Origin of the sequence: Bacillus sp. JJ1533, assembly GCF_036965045.1 — a bacterium.
GTDB lineage: Bacteria > Bacillota > Bacilli > Bacillales > Bacillaceae_L > Ferdinandcohnia.
The window spans coordinates 183284-205728 of record NZ_JBALOV010000025.1 but is presented as its reverse complement, the minus strand read 5'-3'; the positions used below and the strand labels follow the sequence as shown (position 1 = coordinate 205728).

Here is a 22445-nt window from a genome sequence, read left to right as displayed (position 1 = left end):
TAGTTGGTTTTTATCATCTATCTTTTTTTTGTGTTATAATAAATAATTATTTGTAAGAATTTGTCGTAAAAGAAAAAACATCCTGTGACAAATAATACTAATAACAATGGGATACATTGCCCAACAAAAAAATTGCGAGGTCGACGTATGAATGATTCAACGCGCATCACGGTTATAATGGCTACGTATAATTGTGCGAAGTACCTAGATGAATGTTTTACAAGTATTCTTAATCAAACGTATGAAAATTTTGTCGTAAAAATAATAGATGATTGTTCAAGCGATGACACTGTATCTTTTGTCGAAAAATGGGCTCAAAAAGATAAAAGAATTCAGTTCTTGGGAATCCACGAAGAAAATAAAGGACTCACTGTAACTTTAAATGAGCTTTTAGAAGAAGTAGATACAGAACTTGTTGCGAGAATGGATGCAGACGATGCATGTCTTCCCCAGCGGTTTGAAAAACAGGTTGAGTTTTTGGACGCACATCCAAATGTCAGCATTGTTGGAACCTGGGCAGAGGACTTTGATGATGACGGAAACTTTATAAAGGTGCGGAAAGTGCCAATAAAACATGAAGACATCAGAAAAATGATTATCAAAGCAAGCCCAATGATACATCCAAGTGTGATGATGAGAACGAAGGATGTAAAGAGCATTGGTGGGTATGACACAAGATTTCGCGTTGCTCAAGATATTAACCTTTGGTATCGCTTCTTAGGGGCAGGTCTAACCATGGCTAATATTCCTGAAATCCATATGAAATATCGTGTGAACCCTAATCATGCAAAAAAGAGAAGCTTTAAGCATCGAATGCTAGATGCCAAAATCCGTATAGGTGGAACCAAGCTAATTAAGGCCTCATTGCTGGAAAGAATTACAGCAGTAAGTATTCCGCTTGTGTTAGGAATCATGCCCGCAGGGATTACAAAGCTAATCTTAAAATATAGTGAAAAAATTGATCCAAGACAAAAAATTAAATAAGCAAACAGTAGGAGGTATCCGAAATGGCAATTTTGGTTACAGGGGCGGCAGGTTTTATAGGGTATCATTTATCCGAACGACTCTTAAAAGAAGGTAAAGAAGTAATTGGTCTTGATAACATGAATGATTATTATGAAATGTCATTAAAACAGGATCGCTTAACATTATTTAAGGAACAACAAGGTTTTACCTTTTATGAGGTAAATCTAGCTGATCGTGATGGAGTATTTGAGGTATTTAAAAATCATAAAATTACAACTGTAATCAATTTGGCTGCACAGGCTGGGGTTCGATATAGTCTGGAAAATCCATATGCGTATATTGAATCAAATATTAGCGGCTTTTTAAATGTTCTTGAGGCGTGTAGACATTATCCTGTTGATCATTTGATTTATGCTTCTTCTAGCTCTGTATATGGTGCGAATAAGAAGATGCCGTTTTCTGTAGAAGACCAGGTAGATTTCCCGGTAAGCCTTTATGCAGCAACAAAAAAATCAAATGAATTAATGGCACATACGTATAGTCATTTATACGGGATTCCTGTTACTGGACTTCGATTCTTTACTGTGTACGGACCTTGGGGAAGACCAGATATGGCCTATTTTTCTTTCACAAAAAATATTTTATCTGGAAAAACAATCAACGTATTCAATGATGGTAAGATGAAACGTGATTTCACATACATCGACGATATTGTTGAGGGAATCGTACGTTTAATCCCAAGAATTCCAGAGGAGAACTCTGTCGCTGATAAGGGTGCAGGATTTAATAGCAAAGCACGCTATAAGGTGTACAATATCGGAAATAATAAACCAGAAAATTTAATGGATTTTATCCAAACGTTAGAAAACCATCTTGGTGTGAAAGCAAATATTGAATTTATGCCAATGCAACCGGGTGATGTTGAAGCTACCTATGCCGATATCGCTGAACTTCAAAAAGATATTGGATTTAATCCATCCACTTCGATTGATGAGGGGCTTGGAAAATTTGTTAAGTGGTATAAAGAATACTATTCAAAATAACATGGTTTATTCGTTTTGAATCTGTGGAGGTTATAAAGATGAGTGTAAGAAAAGCAATAATCCCTGCTGCCGGGCTAGGTACAAGATTTCTTCCAGCAACAAAAGCACAACCAAAGGAAATGCTGCCAATTGTGGATAAGCCTACAATTCAGTATATTGTTGAGGAAGCAGTTGCTTCAGGTATTGAAGATATTATTATTGTAAGTGGACGTGGAAAGCGTGCTATCGAGGATCACTTTGACAAATCGTATGAATTAGAGGAAACCTTAGTTAAAAAAGAAAAATTTGAGATATTGAAAGAAATTCAACAAATCACAAATTTAGCTAATATCCATTATATTCGTCAAAAGGAACCGAAAGGACTAGGGCATGCTATTTATTGCGCAAGCCGATTCATAGGAAATGAACCATTTGCCGTTCTTTTGGGGGATGATATTGTAAAAACAACTGGAGAACCAGCATTAAAACAACTGATTGATGTTTATAATCATTATCATTCATCAGTTGTTGGCGTTCAAAATGTTGCAGATGAGGATGTTTCAAAATACGGAATCATTGCACCAAAAGGTTCTTCTCCAGAAGACCGTGTCATTCCTGTAGATGGATTCGTGGAGAAGCCAGCAATTAGTGAAGCTCCATCTAACTTAGCTATTATGGGTAGATATATTCTACGACCTGAAATATTTGATATACTTGCTGTACAAGAGCCAGGTTCAGGCGGAGAAATTCAATTAACTGATGCGATTAATACGTTAAATAAACAACAATCTGTCCTTGCTTATGATTTTATTGGAGATCGTTATGATGTTGGAAATAAGCTTGGTTTTATTCAAGCGACAGTTGACTTTGCCTTGGAAAGAGATGGCTTACGTGAGGAAGTCCTACAGTATTTAGAAAATGTTCTTCAAAAGAATGCAACAAGAGGATAATTGCTTTTTGGTAAGCTCTTAATCGAGATGGCAATTTATAAGGCACATACTCTTCATGTTATTACAAAGATTAATTAAAGCAACGTTATATAAATTCAAATGGGCGCTCTTCTGTTCTTCAAATTAAATGGGGGAAGGATTGAAAGGCGAATGCTTATTCTGCGCTTTTCAATGGTGCTTTTTGAAAGGAAGAGACAATTTTAATGAAGGCTAAAAATCGTACGGAAAAAAGGAAAAAAGGAAAACGCAAAAGAGTCCTTAAATTTTTCTTCTCACTTCTTGTTATTCTATTATTGGGTGCAGGTTACTTAATTTACGATGCGTTAAATCAGGTAAAACAGACACATGTCGAATTAGAGAGAGGGACACACTCTGAAAAGCGTGAACAGCCAGTCCAACTTCAAAAGAAGCCAATCTCAATTGCCCTGTTTGGTGTTGAAAATTATGTAGATGCCGGGGCAAATGGTCGTTCAGACACAATTATGATTTTCACTTTAAATCCTGCTGATAAAACAGTTAAAGTAGTTAGTATACCAAGGGATACAAGGGTAGAGATTGTTGGCTATGGAACAGTAGATAAAATAAACCATGCCTATTCATTTGGTGGACCAGATATGTCCATTGACACAATTGAAAATTTTTTGGATATTCCAATTGACTACTTTGCGACCATTAATTTTGATGTGTTTAAAAAAGTTGTCGATGAACTTGGTGGTGTCACCGTTGATGTTCCATTTGATTTTTGGGAGACGAATGTTGGAGTCGGCTATTACGATAAAATTTATTTTAAACAGGGAACTCAAAAGCTTAATGGTGAAGAGGCCCTAGCGTATGTTCGAATGCGAAAGCAGGATCCAAGAGGTGATATAGGACGTGCTGAAAGACAGCAACAGGTAATAGCTGCATTAATGGATCAGATTTCACCGCAGACTCTTTTATTGAAATATGATGATATCTTGGATCATGTTAGTGATAATATGAGGACAAACCTTAGTTCCCAAGATATGTTAAGCATTATTAAAACATATTCAGGTATCAAATCAAGTAATATGGAAAGGTTAACCATTCAAGGTACTGACCTCTATCTGAATAGAATTTATTACTATGATCCGGATATAACGGAGTTAGCTAATTTGCAACAGGTGTTAAAGGATCATCTCGAATTAGATGTAACAACACAAATACCTTCAATGAATGATACGAATGGGTAGCAGTTCGCTGCCCTTTTTTATAGTTTGCTATACTGGTAGTTTATTCCGTACGTACTCTTTTTACATATATTTCAGTGTTTTTAATATTGCTGAAGTGTTAAACTAATCATACCAATTAAAGTAAGGGGATTTAATTATGGACATTGCGTTATTAATACCTTTTTTTGTTTCACTTGTCACAGTCCTGATTATTACTCCGTTTGTTATTAAATTTGCAATTAAAATTGGGGCAACAGATAAACCGAATCACCGAAAGGTTCATCAAAAGATTATGCCAAGATTAGGTGGATTAGCAATTTTCGCTGGTGTAGTAGCCGGTTATTTTGCAGGCGGCCTATATAATGAAAAAGTAACAGGGATCACTGTTGGAGCAATTATCATTGTGATTATCGGCATTCTTGATGATAAGTATGAGTTGTCTGCAAAGGTGAAATTTCTTGGACAAATTATTGCTGCTTTAGTGATTGTGAGTACAGGTTTAAAGATAGACTTTTTAAGTATTCCATTTTTGGTAGAACGACTTGACCTTGGTTGGTTATCCTACCCAATCACCGTTTTTTGGATTGTTGGAATAACGAATGCGATTAATTTAATTGATGGTTTAGATGGATTAGCAGCTGGTATTTCTTCAATCGGCATTGCCGCGATCGCAGTGATGGCTGCATTTGCTGGAAAAGAGTTAATTCTAGTCTTATCTCTCATTTTACTTGGCAGTACGATTGGATTTTTATTTTACAATTTCCACCCTGCGAAAATTTTTATGGGGGATACCGGAGCACTGTTCTTAGGTTATTCGATTTCCATCCTATCCCTATTGGGGCTATATAAGAGTGTGACATTGTTTAGTTTCATCATTCCAATTATTATTTTAGGGGTTCCGGTTTTTGATACGGCGTTTGCGATTGTTCGAAGGGTTCTAAACAAAAAGCCGATTTCAGCACCTGATAAACAGCATTTACACCATCGAATTCTGGCACTCGGCTTGTCTCATCGGAATACAGTCATTGTGATTTACGGATTTGGTATTTTATTTGCTGTCTTTGCGATCTTACTTTCAACTTCCACTATACGTGTTGCCTTGCTTGTTGTTGCAGGTTTAATTATTTTAATTCATGTGATTGCAGAGCTTGTAGGTATCGTGCATCAGAGGTTTCACCTTTATAAGTTTTATCGAAAAGTATTCGGAAGACAATAAAAAGGGCTGTCCCAAAAGTCAATTAAGACTTTGGCAGCCCTTCATGCTTGTATGGTTCCTTGTTACATTTCCGTTTCTAAGTATGTTACGCTACCTTCAGAAATATCAGATTTTGCATTCGTAAGCTCTATCATCCATTCCCTAAACTTCTCTTTTTGTTCCTCTTCTACATATGCTTCGATTTCAACATCACCGAGATAATGGATTTCCTTTAATTGATAAACGGAAGAACGAAGCTCATTTTCCACTTTTCCTAATAACGTATAATCAATTTTTGTATGCATAACCCTCATTAGTTTTCGTTCTACGATTCCGGATGCTTGAAGGCCCTCAGAGGTTGCCTTTCCATAAGCCCGGATTAGACCACCCGCACCTAGCTTTATTCCTCCAAAATACCTTGTTACGACTACGACAGTATCCTTTAAATGTTTTTTCTTGAGTACCTCTAGAATGGGTACCCCGGCAGTTCCACTCGGTTCACCATCATCGTTTGCTTTTTGAATATGGTCCTTTTCCCCTATCAGGTAGGCAGAACAATTATGTGTTGCGTCCCAGTGCTTTTTCTTAATCTGGGCGATAAACTCCTGAGCTTCTTCTTCAGTTGTAGCGCGGTTTGTATAGGCGATAAACCGTGACTTTTGTATCACGATTTCATGTGCTCCATACCCTTTTACGGTATGATATTGTAAAAGCATAGCTTTTTTAACCTCCAGTTACGTGCGAAAAGTTATCATAACGATTGATATATCATATGTCCATTCTTATATTATAAATAGACATAATTTTAACATCAAATCTTTTGACTATTCTATGTGGTAATGACTTTTAAAAGATAGGAGGAAAAAACGAAGATGAAAAAAGTACTTTGGAGAATAGGTTTCGGATTTATTTGCCTACTAGTCGGTATTTTTATTTGGAATAAACAAGAAGTAAATCATCAAAAAATAGCTGTAAAAAACCCTGAGATTCTTGTAGATAAAAGTGAATCACAAAAACCTTTAGCTGTTTCAGGAACAGTGAAAAAAAGTATAAAAGGGGACTTAGAGATGTTAGATTTTGAAACTGCCTTGACCAAAAAGGATAAAGAGGGAAACAACGAATTTACCTTTGAAATAAAAAATATCGGTAAGCAAGAACGAATTTTACATTTTACTTCAAGCCAAAGATATGATTATGAAATTTATGAAAAAAGCGGAAACCTTGTAACGAGGTATTCGGATGGAAAAAGTTTTTTACAAGTAATACAAGACATATCAATAGCACCAAATGAATCATTATCTTTTGATATACGGATTCCTCGTTTAGATAGCGGCGAATATTCACTTGTTGTTTGGCCAACTGCAAAAGGAACTAGTATGTTACGAAATAAAATTGAATTTATTGTGAAATAGCAGGTGCGCAGGAATTTTCACATTCCTTTTGAAAAAAATTTCACAGAATACAGAGATGTTTGTCACAATGTGTTAAAAACAATGATGCTTCTTCTTTTTATTTTTGGAATTTAGGTGAAATTTGTTTATAATTGTTTGACTATTGCCTCTATTTTAATTAAACTGAAATAGTAAATTATTCTAATTTTTGGAAGGGGAGGATTAGATACATAATCTAGGTGGTTAATAGACAGAGATTTTAGTAGATTTCTAGTCTATATTTTTCATTTTAGGGGGGATTTTGATTATGAAGAAAACGTTAGTACTTGTATTGGCATTTTTAATGTTATTTGCTAATACAGCAATGGCGGCTATTGGTCCGGTAAAAGAACCAAGAGCAAAAAATACAAGTGAAAAAACATCGTTTAGCACGGAAGAGGCTTCGAAATACGACGCAAATGAAAAAGTTCGTGTCATTGTTGAAGTAGAAGGTGCTCCGGCAATTGAATATGCAACGAAGCAAGGTAAAAAGTTCAGTGAACTTTCTGAGTCAAAGAAGGCTGAACTTCATAATAAAGCATTATCTTCACAGAACACAGTAAAGTCTAAGCTTTCTTCCAATAAAGTGAGCATGGATTTTAAGGAAAGTTTTACAACCGCTTTCAACGGGTTTAGTGGTGTTGTTGAATACGGTAAAATTGCAGTCATTGAAAAGCTTGATGGAGTATCAAGAGTAACGATTGCAAACGAGTATCAGCGTCCAACTGAAAAACCGGACATGAAATACTCAAAAGAGCTTGTAGAGGCTCAAAAAGCATGGGCTGATTATGGATACAATGGTGAAGGTATGATTGTCGGTGTGATCGACTCTGGTATTGATCCAACTCATAAAGATATGGTGTTAACTGACGGTTCAAAAGCAGCATTATCTTCTAAAGAAGTTGAAGCTAAAGTAGCTGAAAATAAACTTCCAGGAAAGTATTATACGGAGAAGGTACCATATGGTTATAACTATATGGACAAAAACTCTGAAGTTCGTGACCTTGGACCTGGAGCTTCTATGCACGGTATGCACGTATCAGGTACTGTAGGAGCAAATGGTGACGAGGATAACGGCGGAATTAAGGGTGTTGCTCCAGAAGCACAAATCCTTGGTTTGAAAGTATTCGGTAACGACCCTGAAATGGGATCTACGTGGGGCGATATCTATATTAAGGCAATCGATGATGCAATCGTTTTAGGAGTAGACGTTATTAACATGAGCTTAGGTTCAACAGCTTCTTTCGTAGATGCTAATGACCCTGAACAGCAAGCTGTAGCAAGAGCAGTTGATAATGGAGTGTTAATGTCGATTTCAGCTGGTAACTCCGCTCATCTTGGAAATGGGTTCTTTAATCCATATGCTTCCAACCCTGATATCGGTGTAGTCGGTGCTCCTGGTTTATCATATGATTCTTTACAAGTAGCATCAATTGAGAACACATATGTAACATTAGAAGGTTTTAAAACCTTTATTGATGGGAAAGAATATAAAACTATTGGTTACCAAAAACAAGATACTCCTAACTTTTTAGATTTATTTAAAGATCAAAAGCAAGAAGTAGTATATGTTGGAACCGGTGAAGCATCTTATTACGAAGGAAAAGATGTGAAAGGAAAAATTGTTTTTGCTGTGCGTCCAGGAGCGTTCAATTATGGAATGATTGAAGCGGAAGCTGTAAAACAAGGTGCTGCTGGTGTTATTCTAAGAGGAAATCCGGCTCACGGCGATTATGTAAACATGGCTTTAAATCTTCATACAATTCCAATGGTTACTTTATCCATTGCAGACGGAAATGATTTAGATGCAAAATTTACAGCTGGATCAAGTATAGAAGTCATTTTTGACGGTTCACCTGTATATGCGCCAAACTTAGAAGCAGGAAAAATGTCTGCATTTACATCTTGGGGTGTAACACCAAACTTAGATTTCAAACCTGAAATTACAGCTCCAGGTGGAAAAATTTATTCAACATTTAACGATAACCAATATGGTACAATGAACGGAACATCAATGGCTGCTCCACATGTTGCTGGTGGTTCAGCGCTAGTATTGCAACATGTCGATAATGAATTTGGTTTAGAGGGTAAAGAACGTGTTCAAATGGCTAAAAACATTTTAATGAATACGGCTAAACCTGTATTAGATAAGGGTGCTGCACAAGGTGCTCTTGGACAAGAAAATCCGTACTCACCTCGTCGTCAAGGCTCTGGTTTAATGCAACTTCATGCTGCTTTAAGCACTCCGGTTGTTGTAACTGAAAAGAACACTGGAGAAGCAAAGGTTGCTCTTAAAGAAGTTGGCGATAAGTTTAGCTTTACACTAGAGGCTAAAAACTATAGTGATAAGGCAGTAACGTATGATGTTTCTGCAAATGTACAAACAGATTTTGCATTCTATGGATTAATTGGAAACGCCTATTTAACCGGAGCGATTGATCAACTTGAAGCGCAAGAGCTTGTAGATGCGAAAGTAACTCTTAATGGTGGACAGCCAGTTGTTGAAGTACCTGCAAATGAAACAGCAACAATTACAGTGAATGTGGATTTATCTGAGGCTAAAGTTTTAGCAGAAGATGGTTCTGGTTTTGTTACACCTGAAGATGTGTTTGTTAACGGCTATTTTGTAGAAGGATTTGTATCTCTTTCAAATGAAGCATTACCTGAGCTTTCAGTTCCATATGTTGGATTTAAAGGAGACTGGAACGCTGCTCCTGTTCTAGATGAGTTTGCCTATGATGACCATAACTCTTTCTATGAAGATGCTGGTATGTTATATACAGGTAAAAATGATAAAGGTGCAACTACTTATTATTATTTAGGTTACAATCCAATTACTAAAGAAAATGAGAAGGCAAGAATTGCTATTTCTCCAAATGGAGATGGCGTACAAGATGATGCTTTCCCAATTCTTTCATTCTTGCGAAATGCGAAACTAGTAGAATATAGTGTGCTAGATTCAGATAAAAAGCAATTACGTAAACTACGAACTGAGACAAATGTTCGCAAGCATTATTTTGATGCTGGTGCAGGAGGCACATACTCATTAAAGCAGGCAAGTGCATGGGATGGAACGGTTAAGAAAGAAGTTGTTGCTGATGGTACTTATTACTATGAAATAGCAACAACAATTGACTATCCAGGTAAAGAAGCTCAAAAATTACAAGTGCCTGTAATCGTAGATACAGTAGCACCTACCGTATCTGGAACAATTGAAGAAGATGTAGTAAAAATCAATGCGAAGGATGAACTTTCCGGAATTAAATTAGTAGAAGTAGTCATTAACGGTGAATCACTTGGATTGGTTTCTGGTGATACAAAAGAACTTGAATTAAAAGAAGCTGTACCAGCAGATGCTGAGTTAGTTTTGGTTGCTGTCGATAATGCAGGAAACAGCACAGAATTTAGCTCTGATGTTGCAAAAGATACAAAAGCTCCAGCTATTTTAGTTAAGTCACCACAAACATTCTCGATTCATGACACAAGTAAAATAACAGTCTCTGGTACTGTACAAGATGAATCAGCCATCACAAGGTTTACAGTTCAAGGAAAAGATGTACCTCTTGTTAAAACTGGTAACGGCGAATTTGCATTTGAAACTACTATCACATTACCTGACGGTGCAAATGATATCGAAATTATAGCTGTGGATGCAAACGGTAATGAAACATCTTTAACAAATAGCAGACTAATCTTTGTTGATACAACTGCTCCAGAAATTGATGTAGATGCTCCTTCTTTCGTGGATCATAATGTTGAATCATATGAACTTTCAGCAGTTATCTCAGATAACGCAGAAGAATTACGATTCTTTGTTGATGAAAACGAAGTATTCTACCAAGAGTTACCAGGATACGATATGAAGCCATTCAGTAAGAAAGTAACAACTGAAGTTACTTTACAACCAGGTAAAAACGTATTTGAATTAAGGCTAGTTGACCTAGCTGGGAATACAACAGTAAAATTAGTTGAAATTTACAGAAATGATGCTGATTCACGTGTTGATCGCTTAAGTGGTGAAAACCGCTACCAAACTTCTGTTGAAGTAAGTAAAAAGGGTTGGAAATCTGCAGATGTTGTTGTTATAGCTCGTGGAGATGACTATGCAGATGCAATTACTGGTGTACCTTTAGCTAAGAAATTTGATGCACCGCTTCTATTAACAAAGCCATCCACTATTTCAGATGCGGTATTGGCAGAGATTGAAAGATTAGGGGCCAAAACAGTCTATGTTTTAGGTGGAAAATCTGCAATTGATAGCAAGGTTGAAGGAAGCCTTAAAGCATTAGGTGTTAAAGTGAAGCGTCTATCTGGTGATAATCGTTACGAAACTGCAGCAAAAGTTGCTGATGTCGTTGCTCCAAATGGAGTAGACAAAGCAGTTATTGCAAGTGGTCAAAACTTCCCTGATGCACTTACTGTTTCATCTTATGCTGCTAGCGAGGGAATTCCAGTGCTATTAACAAAAGCAGCTGAATTACACGACGAAACGGCTAAGGCTCTTGAAAAGCTTGGCGTTTCAAAAACGATTGTTGTTGGAGGTAAAGAGGTAATCTCAAATGATGTACTGCTTGAGCTTCCATCTCAACCTGTTCGGCTTTCAGGTGAAAACCGTTATGAAACGGCATTAGCTATCGCAAACTACTTTGATGTCGATAACTATCACTATTACGTAGCAACTGGTAAAAACTTTGCTGACGCATTGTCAGGTGCTGCTTTAGCTGCTAAGAATGAAGCGGGTGTTGTTCTTGTTCGCGAAACATTAACTAGTAATGTTGGTGGATTCTTAGAAAAGAATGCAAAAACAGTTACGGTTATTGGTGGGGAGCACGTAATCAGCAATTCTGTCGTAAATGAAATTAGTAAGCTTCTAAAATAATAGTAAAGATTTTTGAAAAGGCTGTCTGGGAATCCAGGCGGCCTTTTTACTATTAGGTGATATACTTATCCAATTTTCCTTTGCTAATGAAAAATATTCCAATAAATGTATATAATAGCATTAGTAGTAGTCACAATGTAATCAAAATTTCATGTTCGTGATACATTTTTCCTGTATAATAAAGACAGTATGTAGTTCAACATACATGAATGATGAAATACAAAATAGATTAATTATATAGATGATTTATGGATGGAGGTGGAAGCATGGCCACCAAAGGGCTTGATTGTAAAGTTCTTGATTCAATATTGGAAAAAATGGTGAACACCGTTGATCATAGCAAGGAAGAGATTTTTCGGATTGGTGAGCAATCTCGCAATGAATTTGTAACTTTAACCGATGAGTTAAAGGATATTAAGGAACGGGTTGGAACGATTATTGATGAGGTGGACCGTTTAGAAAACCACTCTCGATTTGCAAGAAAGCGGCTTTCCGAGGTAAGCAGTCATTTTAATAAGTATTCAGAAGATGAAATTCGGAATGCATATGAGAAGGCTCATGATTTGCAGATGCAGTTAACTGTCATACGGCAGGAGGAAAAGCAGCTCCGCGAACGCCGAGATGAGCTTGAAAGACGATTAGTTGGGTTGAATGAGACAATTGAACGAGCTGATCATCTTGTCGGACAAATTTCCGTTGTTCTCAATTATTTAACGAGTGATTTTAAGATGGTTGGTGAAATGATTGAAGATGCCAAGCAAAAGCAAGAGTTTGGTCTGAAGATTATCGAGGCACAGGAAGAGGAGCGCCGTAAGCTCTCACGTGAAATTCATGATGGGCCAGCACAGATGCTTGCGAATGTGATGCTGCGCTCGCAAATCATTGATAAGGTCTACCGTGAAAGTCCTGAACAAGGTGTGAAGGAAATTCATGACTTGCGAAAAATGGTTCGTTCCGCGCTATATGAAGTCCGTCGAATCATTTATGACCTACGACCTATGGCATTGGATGATCTTGGATTGGTTCCTACCCTCAAAAAGTACCTATCTACAATCGAAGAATATAATGGCGACACTACGATTTCTTTTACATTTATTGGATCGGAGCAAAGAATCCCATCAAAATTCGAGGTGGCTTTATTCCGAATGGTCCAAGAAGCGGTTCAAAATGCGTTAAAGCATGCGGAAGCTCGAGAAATCGCAGTTAAGCTTGAGATAAGTAGACATCATGTAACAGTAATCGTAAAAGACAATGGAAAAGGCTTTGATATCCGAGAGAAGAAAAAAGATTCCTTTGGATTGATCGGAATGCGTGAACGAGTGGATCTGCTTGATGGTCATTTAACGATTGATTCAAGTGCTGGTGCCGGAACGATTGTGATGATTCAGGTACCGTTTGAAGTTTAACTTGTGACCCGAGAAAAATCGGGCGCGAACGCGATAAGGCACATTTGATCTTCCCTTTTCTGGTTTGAGAATATTTCGGTTTTTTGATGATACGTTACAAGAAATGGTCTCACTACTATACGCTACTTATTTATATAGGAATAATAAGAATAATCTTACTAATAGGGTCTGTTAATACTGCTTAAGGAGTATTGACCGAAATTGCCTCGATTTGTCAAAATGAAAGGGGGAGGCGTTATTCATGAAAACAAGCATAGTTATTATTGATGATCACCAATTATTTCGCGAGGGTGTAAAACGTATACTAGATTTTGAACCAACCTTTCAAGTGGTAGCAGAGGGTGACGATGGGGAACAGGCGGTAGCTCTAATTGAGCAGCATAAGCCTGATGTAGTCATCATGGACATTAACATGCCGAACTTGAACGGAATTGAAGCAACGAAACAATTAATTGACACATACCCTGATACGAAGGTCATTATTTTATCGATCCACGATGACGAAAGCTATGTGACGCATGCCCTTAAAACTGGAGCAACTGGTTACTTATTAAAGGAAATGGATGCGGATTCTCTAGTCGAAGCGGTCAAGGTCGTCGCAGAAGGTGGATCATACTTGCATCCAAGGGTAACACATAACTTAGTAAAAGAATTCCGTCGACTTGCCGTCGCAAGTGGCCAATCCGTTTCATCGCATTCAAATGTAGCTACAGAGGTACGCCGTCCGCTACATCTTCTAACAAGAAGGGAATGTGAGGTTCTTCAACTATTAACAGACGGAAGAAGCAACCGCGGCATTGGTGACGACCTATATATCAGTGAAAAAACGGTTAAAAACCATGTAAGTAATATCCTACAAAAAATGAATGTAAATGATCGTACCCAGGCTGTTGTAGTAGCAATTAAGAATGGCTGGGTTGAAGTTAAATAATTTAATAGAGTGGTAGAAAAGCTGAGCTCTCAGGGGCTTGGCTTTTTTTAGTTTAAACATTATACAAACAGAATAAAAATATAGTACAATTTACCTAGATGTTACCATTTTACCAAATTTACAAATAAGTAAAGTGAAGATGTTTATTAAAAAGGTCTGACACTCTGTTAAAGGGGTCAGGCCCTACTTTTATAATTGCATATTCAACTTAGCTTAAGATTACAGAAAATAAGAGGGTTAGGAGCAAGAGTTATGTCCATTCAAAAATTCATAAAAGAGAATATCAATAAATTAGGGAGCACATCGTATGTAGCACCATACATACCTGACAAAAAAGTAAATACTGCAATCAATTCATTTGGAAATGATATAGATCCTGACTATATAATTGCGATTTATGATTCTACTATATTTTCATCTGGAAAAGATGGATGTTTATTTATAGGTGACGCCGTTTATTTAAAAGCAGCATTTGAAAAAAGTCTAAAACTTCAATATGCAGATATAGAAGATATTGAATATAACACGACAAACATAACAAACCGTGGAAAAACGAAAACCGTAGAAAAAGTTTATATTAAACTAAAAAACCAAGATAGAATGAATCTCACACCACATTTATTAAACGTGAATTATAAAGGGTTTGTTGAGTTAATTCAGGGCATTCTCGAACTCGCTGATGGTAGTGGAGAAGAATTTGTTAATACATCTCAATTAACACCATTGGCAGAATTAGATGAACAGGTGAAGTTTGACTATTTAAAGTTAGTCAGTAATTTTGCCTTTTCGGATGATCAAGAAGTTAACCCCAAAGAGTATGCCGAAATCATATCATTGGTCGCAAGAATTGAAGTAAGTACAACTATTCGAGTTGCTATTCGCGGTTACTTAAGTGATATAAATCAAACGGAAGAAACCATTTCAATCATATCTCGATTAAAAGAAAATGTTTCAGAGGGTACATACGAAGTAATCGGAAAGTCTTTAATAAAGGATATGCTCTATATTTACAAGCAAACGCACGCAATAATAGAATGGCAAAACAATGATTTTATCAAGCAAATTATTGAGCATTTTAATATGCGAAAAGAAGAAATTGAATTAATTATTGAAGCGATACAGAATGATGAAGATATTTTACATAAACGAAAAAATGATAGTGAAATTGCAAAATCAATAAAGGATATTGCATCGAAAGCTGGGGCTGTTGGAGTTCCGTTAGCTGCGATTTATTTTTCAGGCTCTGTTGTAGGGTTTAGTGCGGCAGGTATTACATCTGGTTTAGCAACAATGGGACTAGGCGGTTTATTAGGCTTTTCTGGCATGGTGACAGGAATCGGAGCAGTCGTTTTAATCGGTGTTGGTACTTACCATGGGTTGAAGAAAATTACAGGTATCGGTGATGTAGAAAATAATAAACAACGTGAGTTCATGCTTCAAGCAATTATTCGTAACACACAAAAAACGCTTAATTATTTAATTGAAGATATTAATGAAATTACTAGACAACTATCCATTGAGATTCAAAAAGGAAATGAAAATTCTTCTAAAATTGAACAATTGTCGAAAATGCTTAATTTATTAAGTAAAGGTGCACAGGTTAGTGCTGAAAAACAAAATCATTCACAGATTGAACAAATCATTACGCGTCTGCCATTGAAGCTTGATATGAGCAGATTAATTGAATTAACACAAAAACCAACACAAGAAAAAATTCGAGAATTTATCATGAATTGCTATGAAATGAGGGAAGAATCCGAAGAAGCAGGAAATGAAAATAAGTGGTTTTTACGTGATAATCTGACTTTAAGTGAAGTAGAAAACTTATATGATTGTTTTGAAGCAATCGATTATAATAAGTTATCCCAAGCTGCACTTGCAACTGTGACAGGGTCAGTGAAAAAGTTTGGCGGATCTATTTTTGGTGAACGGAATTGAAAAATAAAGATAAGTTGTCAAATAGCATGATGAATGATGCTGCAAAAGCATTAATCGTTCAAAAGGATTTATTGAATAAGTCGGAACAAAATTTACAATATATTCATGAAGATTTAGATCAATTAACAGACCTAAATAATCAACACAATGATGCTTTAGATATGTTATTACAACAAGCAAAAAGTATGTTGAATCAAGAAAATACTAGCTTTATTAAAAATACAACCGTATCGTTCAATTCTATTGAGGAACGTATATACAATCAGATAGAGACTATCGAAGTTAAAGAAGAACAGGATTGGCAGTCTTTCAACAGTTCAATGGACGAATATCTTACTCGTAATAATATTCATGTAGCTAAGGATCCATTTGATAATCTGTTAACAGATATTGAAAAAATAGAACTTGCTAAACGAATCCAACTGGACTATAAAGTGAAAAGTGCCAATTGCGATAAATATGATTATTTAATAGCAGCTTTTAGCGGATTAGCAACTGGATTAATTGATGCATTTTTTGTTGGAACTCCGATGGATTCGAAGCTAGGGCGATGGACAGACAAACAAACAGATAATGTAGTTATTAAATTTGCAAAAATGGTATGGTCACATGATAAAAACAACGGGTCCAACTTAAAAAAAGTGCCGGACTCAATAGGAAGCGCAATTGGTTTTTTGGAAAGAAGATTTAAGGTTAATTATGATGCTCGTTTTATGAAAGATTTACATACAGAAGGACAAGATTTTCAAATGTCACCAAGTAACCATCATTTAAAGTCTTTAGGTCATTCACCAGACATAATCGGATTGTTTTTCTCGATTCTCGATCAATTTACTGGGAAAGCAAGCTTTATATCCGATGGTAAAATCATTAGAATGGAACCAATTGAAGGAACGAATAAATTTGAATTGGTTGGCGGTAATTTTATTGCGAAAATCTTTGCAGGTATTGCAAATTGGTTCGGTCATTTATTGTCAGATGTAGCTGGTTCAAGTGGTACAAGGGGCCATAATGATGGCCGAAGAGGCGCAGGAATTCCGATTCCATTTTTTGAGTTATTTCAGCTGTTTGATTTTGGTTCAATTCCTGTAGAAGAAAAATCATTTACGATTGCTCAATTTTCAACGAAGGTTTTTGAATCGGGCTATGATGCACGCTTTGGGGCGACGATGGCGATTCCTGTCACAATTAATGAACTCTGTATTCGATTATTATGGGCACTAAAGTCTAAGTTTTATCATAAAAGAAGTTTGAAAGAATCCTTGCCAGTCGGTAATAAGCCTGAATTGAGAAGAATGTTGCTAGTTGGTCACGGAACACTTTGCCTAGTGGATGGAGTAGATGCAGCGATCCGCTCACAAAGTAATCTATTGTTATTTGCGTTACGTCTAAATTCAGTGGCATGGTCAAGATTTGCGATGGCGGGATTTGTTGAAATAAGAAGAATATATAATAAAAATGCAATTGATCTTGTTGCGATGGAAAGGGACGTCCAAGTAGAATGGTCACGGTTGTTTGAAATGAAATAAAGTTTTATCTGCTTGGAACAACTAGATCGCAGTATAAAACAACCTGTCCCGCATATACATAAACAAGTGACATCCCAGCCCATATCATTTAAAATGGAAATTACAAAGTATCAGGACAGGAAGGTAAAAAATATGAAAACGGCGATTGTAACTGATAGTACAGCTTACATACCAAAGGAACTTCGTGAAAAACTTAATATACATATGATTCCGCTAAGTGTTGTATTTGGTGAGGAAAGCTATCGTGAGGAAGTCGATATTACGGCAAAGGCATTTTATGAGGAGCTTAAGGCTCGTAATGATTTGCCGACCACATCTCAGCCTCCAATCGGGGAGTTTGTTGAACTTTTCAAAAAGCTAGGGCAGGAGTACGATGCTGTCATTAGTATTCACTTATCGAGTGGAATTAGCGGGACCTATCAGGGTTCTGTGACAGCTGGTGAAATGGTTGAGGATGTGAAGGTGTATTCATTCGACTCAGAGATCAGTTGTATTGTGCAGGGCTTTTATGCGCTAGAGGCAGCGGAAATGGCGAATGAAGGGAAACCAGTTGAAGATATTCTGGCAAGACTTGATAAAATGAAGGAATCAATGAGAGCCTACTTTATGGTAGATGACCTCACAAATCTTCAGCGTGGTGGCCGCTTGAGCGGTGCTGCTGCATTTGTCGGAAGCTTGTTACAGGTGAAGCCCATTCTAAACTTCGAGGATAAAGTGATTGTACCGTTTGAAAAAATTCGTACGCGTAAAAAAGCATTGAACCGAGTGTTCGAGTTGTTCGATGAGGACGCAAGACAAGGTGTGCCAATGCGTGCAGCGCTGATTCACGCCAATATCGAGGAAGAAGCTTTAGAATTGAAGGCTGAACTTGAAAAGAAATACCCACATGTCGAATTTTTACTAAGCTATTTCGGACCTGTGATTGGAACCCATCTAGGGGAAGGTGCGATTGGGTTAGGCTGGTATAAAAAGTAATATGGGCGCCGTGCTGAGGTGCGGCGCTGTTTTTGAAAAAACATAAGGAGGTCAATCATGAGATATTTACTAGAAAACGAAATATTAATACCAGAACGATTATCGGACAAGTCTGGTGCAAGACGAATTACCGATTTTGAATCCAATTATCCGCAACCACTGAATTCTACATTTGAGTACTCCTCTGAACTCCAACATTTCCTCTCCGGAAAGCAACTCCTACTTGAAGAAATTCCTTTTTCCCTAGAAGACATACAACAACACTATTTGAATGGTTATTTAGAATATCGAAAATGCATCACGAAAACAAAGGAAGGTTATTCGTGCGTTCGGTGTGGGAATTCCGATCAAAAGCTTTTCGCTTCGTTTGGATGCGCAAGGTGTAAACATGAATGTACCTATTGCAGGAAATGCATCAATATGGGGCGGATGAGTGAATGTACGGTTTTGGTAAGTTGGAATGGGCCAAGTCCGAGGTCTGAAATTCCGGAAAAACCACTTGTGTGGGAAGGAACACTTTCTCCGGGGCAACAAAAAGCTTCAACAGAGCTAATCAAAGCTGTTCAAAACAATGAGCAGTTGTTAATCTGGGCTGTGTGCGGAGCGGGAAAAACTGAAATTCTGTTTGAAGGAATCCAAACTGCACTACAGGCTGGTAAAAAAGTTTGCATCGCGACACCACGAACGGATGTGGTAATTGAACTCGCACCTCGAATAAAAGCATCATTCCCCGAAGTCGATGTCATCGCCTTGTATGGCGGAAGTGAGGACCGTAACAAGACTGCCCCCATCACACTCTCTACGACCCACCAGCTCCTTCGTTTTTACAAAGCCTTTGACATGATTATCATTGATGAGGTCGACGCCTTTCCGTATTCAGTCGAGCCCATGTTGCGATATGCTGTCAGCCAAGCGAAGAAAGACTTCTCCTCCACCATCTACCTTACCGCAACGCCTAATCAAACGTGGAAAAGTGAAATTGCTGCGGGTAAAAGAACGGCCGTGACCATTCCGGCTCGTTACCATCGATATGCATTACCTGTTCCGGACTTTATTTGGTGTGGGAACTGGGAGAAGTTATTGAAAAAGAAGAGACTTCCGCGGAACGTGCTGGCGTGGTTAAAGGAACATCTCGAAGTCGGCAAGCAAGTCTTCTTATTTGTACCGCGAATTACTTATTTAGAAAGTATCGTAGAAATTCTCCAAACTCTTGATCCCCGAATTGAAGGCGTTCATGCCGAGGACCAAGACCGAAAGGATAAGGTAGCACGCTTCCGCTCCGGTGAAATCCCAATTCTCGTCACGACAACTATTCTAGAAAGAGGCGTAACAGTCCCCAATATTGACGTTGCCGTGCTTGGTGCGGAGGATATTATTTTTACAGAGAGCGCATTAGTGCAGATTTCAGGTCGTGTTGGTCGTAGTGCCCAATTTCCGACTGGTGAGATTTTATTTTTCCATTACGGAAGAACGAGGGAAATGATTAAGGCCAAACACCATATCGAAAATATGAACAAAGAAGCGCTCCAAAACGGCTTCATCGATTGATTTCAAAGCCCATTTTTATTAAGATTAAAGGTAAGTGATAAAGAACGGACAAGGCGGTGATTTCAGTGAAAAAGGTTGTTTATACAATTGCACTACTCTTCATCATCGGCGGTGTTTCATTAACGGGTTACTCGGTTTTTCAAATCTGGGATTCAAATCAGGCACAAAAAGAAGCATTGGTTCAGGCGGAAGAGCTTATTTCTACATCTCCGACCGAGGAAAAGGCTGAAAAGGAAATTGTCATTCCGACCTACGAAAAAGGCGAAACAATAGGTGTTTTAGAGGTCCCAAAGCTCGGTGAAAAAATGCCAATCATTGAAGGAACGGATGAAGAGGAACTGGCAAAAGGTGTTGGACATTATCTCGGCACTGCATTACCAACACAAAATGATCAAATCGTTCTATCAGGTCATCGCGATACCCTTTTTAAACGATTTGATGAGCTCGAAATCGGCGACACATTTGTGGTGCAATTAGAATACGGCGACTTTACCTATGAAATTGTCGATACGAAAATCGTGGATGCGGACGACCGAACTGTGATCAAGTCAACAGCACCCAACGAAGAGCTTGTTGTGACTACCTGTTATCCATTCGGATACCTTGGCGACGCACCATACCGATACATTTTTTACGGAAAAAAAGTAGATTAAATTGTGACCCCTAGGTTGGACGAAGAATCTAACAAAGGGGTTTTTTGTATAATACTTAAGTATTGTTTCGCATAGGATGAAAGGCGAATTTATCAATTATCTTAAATCAATTATTGTTGTAGTAGGAAGAAATATAATATTTCCATTTTATGTTTATTATGTGATAATAAAAAGAAGATAGAGAGAATGGAGAGGTTCATGTGAAGGTTTTTAATGCAATGGAGCCGCTTGTAGCCGAAGCGATCAATGAAAACTGGAATGAATACAACTTACCTTGCAAATGTGAACAATGTAAAAATGATGTATTTGCCCTCACGCTCAATAATCTGCCACCACGTTATGTATCAAAGGAGAATGGCGTGGCATATGTCCGGGCGCAATATTTTAATAAACAAATGATGGCTAACATCTATGTGAAAATTGCAGAGGCCGTAAACATTGTCGCGAAAAATCCTCAATGCGAGAATTTAAAAAGGAGCTGAATGATGTCTACATGCCTACTTTGTCATAATTGCTTTGAAGAAGTGGATTCCTGGTCGACATTGTTTTCGTTGGCTGAACCAGATCCACTTTGTTCTACTTGCAGTGAAAAACTCGAAAAAGTTGACGGTGAACTTTGTGAAATATGTGGTCGACCTTTTTCTGAACTGTCCGATGAGTATCGTGAAGGAAACCTCTGCTTTGACTGTATTCGCTGGGAAAAAGACCCGCGGTGGCAAGGTGTACTCACAAAGAACCGTTCAATTTACCTCTATAATGACTTTGCAAAAGATGTACTCTCCCTCTACAAATTCCGAGGCGACTACGCAATATCTACTATTTTTAAAACACCTTTGAAAAAAGCCTCCAAAACACATTTTAATCCTTCCTATTTTGTTGTTCCGATTCCATTAAGTGATGAGCGTTTGTATGAGCGTGGATTTAACCAGGCAAAGGCGTTAGCAGAGCTATTAGGTATGCCTGTACATGAAGTTTTAGCACGAACTCACCTTGAAAAGCAATCGAAAAAGAGCCGTGATGAACGGATATCTGGAGAGAATGTGTTCCGAGTGATTGATGTGGTTCAGGATAAGGACATTTTATTAGTGGATGATATTTATACGACTGGGTCAACTTTACGGCATGCGGCAGCGGTGCTGTTAGAGGCTGGTACGAAGTCGGTATCGTCGCTGACGTTGATGAGAGGGTAAGGAACGTAATATAATTATATAAATAAATGAAAGGGCGTGATTTATTAATGAAACCATTTAAAATTGAAGATCAAGAATTGAAAAAGGCTATCATCTCAGGTAACCATTACTTGGAGGTTGGAGAAAGAAAATTTTTGTTATTTGAAGTAGAAGAGGTTAATGACTCAAATGTTTATCATGTAACTGATGAAGAGGAAGAGAATGAAATATTAGAGGCTTTAGACGAGGAAAAAAACCCCATATTATCAAAAGAGGAAATCCGTAGAATGTTGGAGAAAAAATAATGGATATTTACTGGAGAAAGAAAGCAATCCAAACATTAATCGATTTAGATAATTGGAGATTATCATTGGATCTACCTATGATAGGAGAATTTCTCCAACAGAGTATAGAAAGTTATTTTAAGAATCAGAATTTCTCGATCTATATCCCTGGAAAACCAATATTTATAAAAGGTTCACCTACTGAACTGAGATTGGTTCTGTTTAGAATAGGAAAATCGGATCCTTATAAGGTTTATTATCGCCTTACCTCTCGAAATGTAGAAATTTTCCTTGTTAAACATCCACGTCAAAAACCCCTATAATAGATCTGCATAAGAAACCTACATAAAAAATCCCACTGAGAATTCTATTTCAAAAAT

Annotated in this window: 18 protein-coding genes; 17 read left to right on the top strand and 1 reads right to left on the bottom strand. The window is 37.4% G+C overall.

Annotated elements, in window-relative coordinates; all coding sequences use genetic code 11:
- Window positions 1-147: 147 nt before the first annotated feature.
- The 5 genes from V7138_RS12950 (at window position 148) to V7138_RS12930 (ending at window position 5344) form a co-directional block, all read left to right on the top strand.
- Complete coding sequence (locus tag V7138_RS12950; RefSeq protein WP_335397947.1) at window positions 148-984, top strand: glycosyltransferase; 837 nt, start codon at window positions 148-150, stop codon at window positions 982-984.
- 23 nt (window positions 985-1007) lie between these two features.
- On the top strand, window positions 1008-2009 hold the full coding sequence (locus V7138_RS12945) for an NAD-dependent epimerase (RefSeq protein WP_335397945.1): 1002 nt from the start codon (window positions 1008-1010) through the stop codon (window positions 2007-2009).
- A gap of 38 nt (window positions 2010-2047) precedes the next feature.
- Window positions 2048-2938 carry a UTP--glucose-1-phosphate uridylyltransferase GalU gene (gene galU / locus V7138_RS12940; RefSeq protein WP_335397942.1) on the top strand — a complete coding sequence of 297 codons (891 nt, stop codon included), beginning with the start codon at window positions 2048-2050 and terminating at the stop codon, window positions 2936-2938.
- Window positions 2939-3141: 203 nt separating this feature from the next.
- Complete coding sequence (locus V7138_RS12935) at window positions 3142-4149, top strand: LCP family protein (RefSeq protein ID WP_335397940.1); 1008 nt, start codon at window positions 3142-3144, stop codon at window positions 4147-4149.
- Window positions 4150-4285: 136 nt separating this feature from the next.
- A complete protein-coding gene (locus V7138_RS12930) occupies window positions 4286-5344 on the top strand; it encodes a glycosyltransferase family 4 protein (protein WP_335397938.1) in 1059 nt (352 codons plus the stop codon).
- A gap of 62 nt (window positions 5345-5406) precedes the next feature.
- On the opposite strand, the gene V7138_RS12925 is transcribed toward V7138_RS12930, so the two are convergent.
- The gene (locus V7138_RS12925; RefSeq protein ID WP_335397936.1) at window positions 5407-6039 is read right to left on the bottom strand and encodes a YigZ family protein; all 633 of its coding nucleotides are present in this window, start codon (window positions 6037-6039) and stop codon (window positions 5407-5409) included.
- A 156-nt stretch (window positions 6040-6195) separates the two neighbouring features.
- Here V7138_RS12925 and V7138_RS12920 point away from each other — a divergent pair, with 156 nt between their 5' ends.
- The 12 genes from V7138_RS12920 to V7138_RS12865 all read left to right on the top strand — a co-directional run bounded on the left by V7138_RS12920 (window position 6196) and on the right by V7138_RS12865 (window position 22086).
- Complete coding sequence (locus tag V7138_RS12920; protein ID WP_335397934.1) at window positions 6196-6735, top strand: BsuPI-related putative proteinase inhibitor; 540 nt, start codon at window positions 6196-6198, stop codon at window positions 6733-6735.
- Window positions 6736-7021: 286 nt separating this feature from the next.
- Window positions 7022-11632, top strand: a complete 4611-nt coding sequence (locus V7138_RS12915) for a cell wall-binding repeat-containing protein (protein ID WP_335397932.1) — start codon at window positions 7022-7024, stop codon at window positions 11630-11632.
- 266 nt (window positions 11633-11898) lie between these two features.
- A complete protein-coding gene (locus V7138_RS12910) occupies window positions 11899-13038 on the top strand; it encodes a sensor histidine kinase (protein ID WP_335397930.1) in 1140 nt (379 codons plus the stop codon).
- Window positions 13039-13279: 241 nt separating this feature from the next.
- A complete protein-coding gene (locus tag V7138_RS12905; protein WP_335397928.1) occupies window positions 13280-13969 on the top strand; it encodes a response regulator transcription factor in 690 nt (229 codons plus the stop codon).
- 252 nt (window positions 13970-14221) lie between these two features.
- A complete protein-coding gene (locus V7138_RS12900) occupies window positions 14222-15907 on the top strand; it encodes a hypothetical protein (protein WP_335397926.1) in 1686 nt (561 codons plus the stop codon).
- On the top strand, window positions 15904-17436 hold the full coding sequence (locus V7138_RS12895; protein WP_335397924.1) for a hypothetical protein: 1533 nt from the start codon (window positions 15904-15906) through the stop codon (window positions 17434-17436). The genes V7138_RS12900 and V7138_RS12895 overlap by 4 nt, the downstream gene beginning before the upstream one ends.
- 132 nt (window positions 17437-17568) lie before the next feature.
- The gene (locus V7138_RS12890) at window positions 17569-18411 is read left to right on the top strand and encodes a DegV family protein (RefSeq protein WP_335397922.1); all 843 of its coding nucleotides are present in this window, start codon (window positions 17569-17571) and stop codon (window positions 18409-18411) included.
- Window positions 18412-18468: 57 nt separating this feature from the next.
- On the top strand, window positions 18469-19959 hold the full coding sequence (locus tag V7138_RS12885) for a DEAD/DEAH box helicase (RefSeq protein ID WP_335397920.1): 1491 nt from the start codon (window positions 18469-18471) through the stop codon (window positions 19957-19959).
- 65 nt (window positions 19960-20024) lie between these two features.
- Window positions 20025-20612 carry a class D sortase gene (locus V7138_RS12880; protein ID WP_335397918.1) on the top strand — a complete coding sequence of 196 codons (588 nt, stop codon included), beginning with the start codon at window positions 20025-20027 and terminating at the stop codon, window positions 20610-20612.
- A 200-nt stretch (window positions 20613-20812) separates the two neighbouring features.
- Window positions 20813-21094, top strand: coding sequence for a late competence development ComFB family protein (locus tag V7138_RS12875; protein WP_335397916.1), 282 nt, complete (start codon window positions 20813-20815; stop codon window positions 21092-21094).
- Window positions 21095-21097: 3 nt separating this feature from the next.
- Window positions 21098-21802, top strand: coding sequence for a ComF family protein (locus tag V7138_RS12870; RefSeq protein ID WP_335397914.1), 705 nt, complete (start codon window positions 21098-21100; stop codon window positions 21800-21802).
- A 47-nt stretch (window positions 21803-21849) separates the two neighbouring features.
- Window positions 21850-22086 carry a hypothetical protein gene (locus V7138_RS12865; RefSeq protein ID WP_335397912.1) on the top strand — a complete coding sequence of 79 codons (237 nt, stop codon included), beginning with the start codon at window positions 21850-21852 and terminating at the stop codon, window positions 22084-22086.
- The last annotated feature ends 359 nt before the right edge of the window (window positions 22087-22445 follow it).

What these genes read in the sequence shown, in the direction of transcription:
- V7138_RS12935 (WP_335397940.1), top strand. Translation starts at nt 3,142, where the DNA reads ATGAAGGCTAAAAATCGTACGGAAAAAAGGAAAAAAGGAAAACGCAAA.
- V7138_RS12925 (WP_335397936.1), bottom strand. Translation starts at nt 6,039, where the DNA reads ATGCTTTTACAATATCATACCGTAAAAGGGTATGGAGCACATGAAATC.
- V7138_RS12900 (WP_335397926.1), top strand. Translation starts at nt 14,222, where the DNA reads ATGTCCATTCAAAAATTCATAAAAGAGAATATCAATAAATTAGGGAGC.
- V7138_RS12865 (WP_335397912.1), top strand. Translation starts at nt 21,850, where the DNA reads ATGAAACCATTTAAAATTGAAGATCAAGAATTGAAAAAGGCTATCATC.
- V7138_RS12870 (WP_335397914.1), top strand. Translation starts at nt 21,098, where the DNA reads ATGTCTACATGCCTACTTTGTCATAATTGCTTTGAAGAAGTGGATTCC.
- V7138_RS12930 (WP_335397938.1), top strand. Translation starts at nt 4,286, where the DNA reads ATGGACATTGCGTTATTAATACCTTTTTTTGTTTCACTTGTCACAGTC.
- galU (WP_335397942.1), top strand. Translation starts at nt 2,048, where the DNA reads ATGAGTGTAAGAAAAGCAATAATCCCTGCTGCCGGGCTAGGTACAAGA.
- V7138_RS12885 (WP_335397920.1), top strand. Translation starts at nt 18,469, where the DNA reads ATGAGATATTTACTAGAAAACGAAATATTAATACCAGAACGATTATCG.
- V7138_RS12945 (WP_335397945.1), top strand. Translation starts at nt 1,008, where the DNA reads ATGGCAATTTTGGTTACAGGGGCGGCAGGTTTTATAGGGTATCATTTA.
- V7138_RS12905 (WP_335397928.1), top strand. Translation starts at nt 13,280, where the DNA reads ATGAAAACAAGCATAGTTATTATTGATGATCACCAATTATTTCGCGAG.
- V7138_RS12910 (WP_335397930.1), top strand. Translation starts at nt 11,899, where the DNA reads ATGGCCACCAAAGGGCTTGATTGTAAAGTTCTTGATTCAATATTGGAA.
- V7138_RS12890 (WP_335397922.1), top strand. Translation starts at nt 17,569, where the DNA reads ATGAAAACGGCGATTGTAACTGATAGTACAGCTTACATACCAAAGGAA.
- V7138_RS12950 (WP_335397947.1), top strand. Translation starts at nt 148, where the DNA reads ATGAATGATTCAACGCGCATCACGGTTATAATGGCTACGTATAATTGT.
- V7138_RS12920 (WP_335397934.1), top strand. Translation starts at nt 6,196, where the DNA reads ATGAAAAAAGTACTTTGGAGAATAGGTTTCGGATTTATTTGCCTACTA.
- V7138_RS12915 (WP_335397932.1), top strand. Translation starts at nt 7,022, where the DNA reads ATGAAGAAAACGTTAGTACTTGTATTGGCATTTTTAATGTTATTTGCT.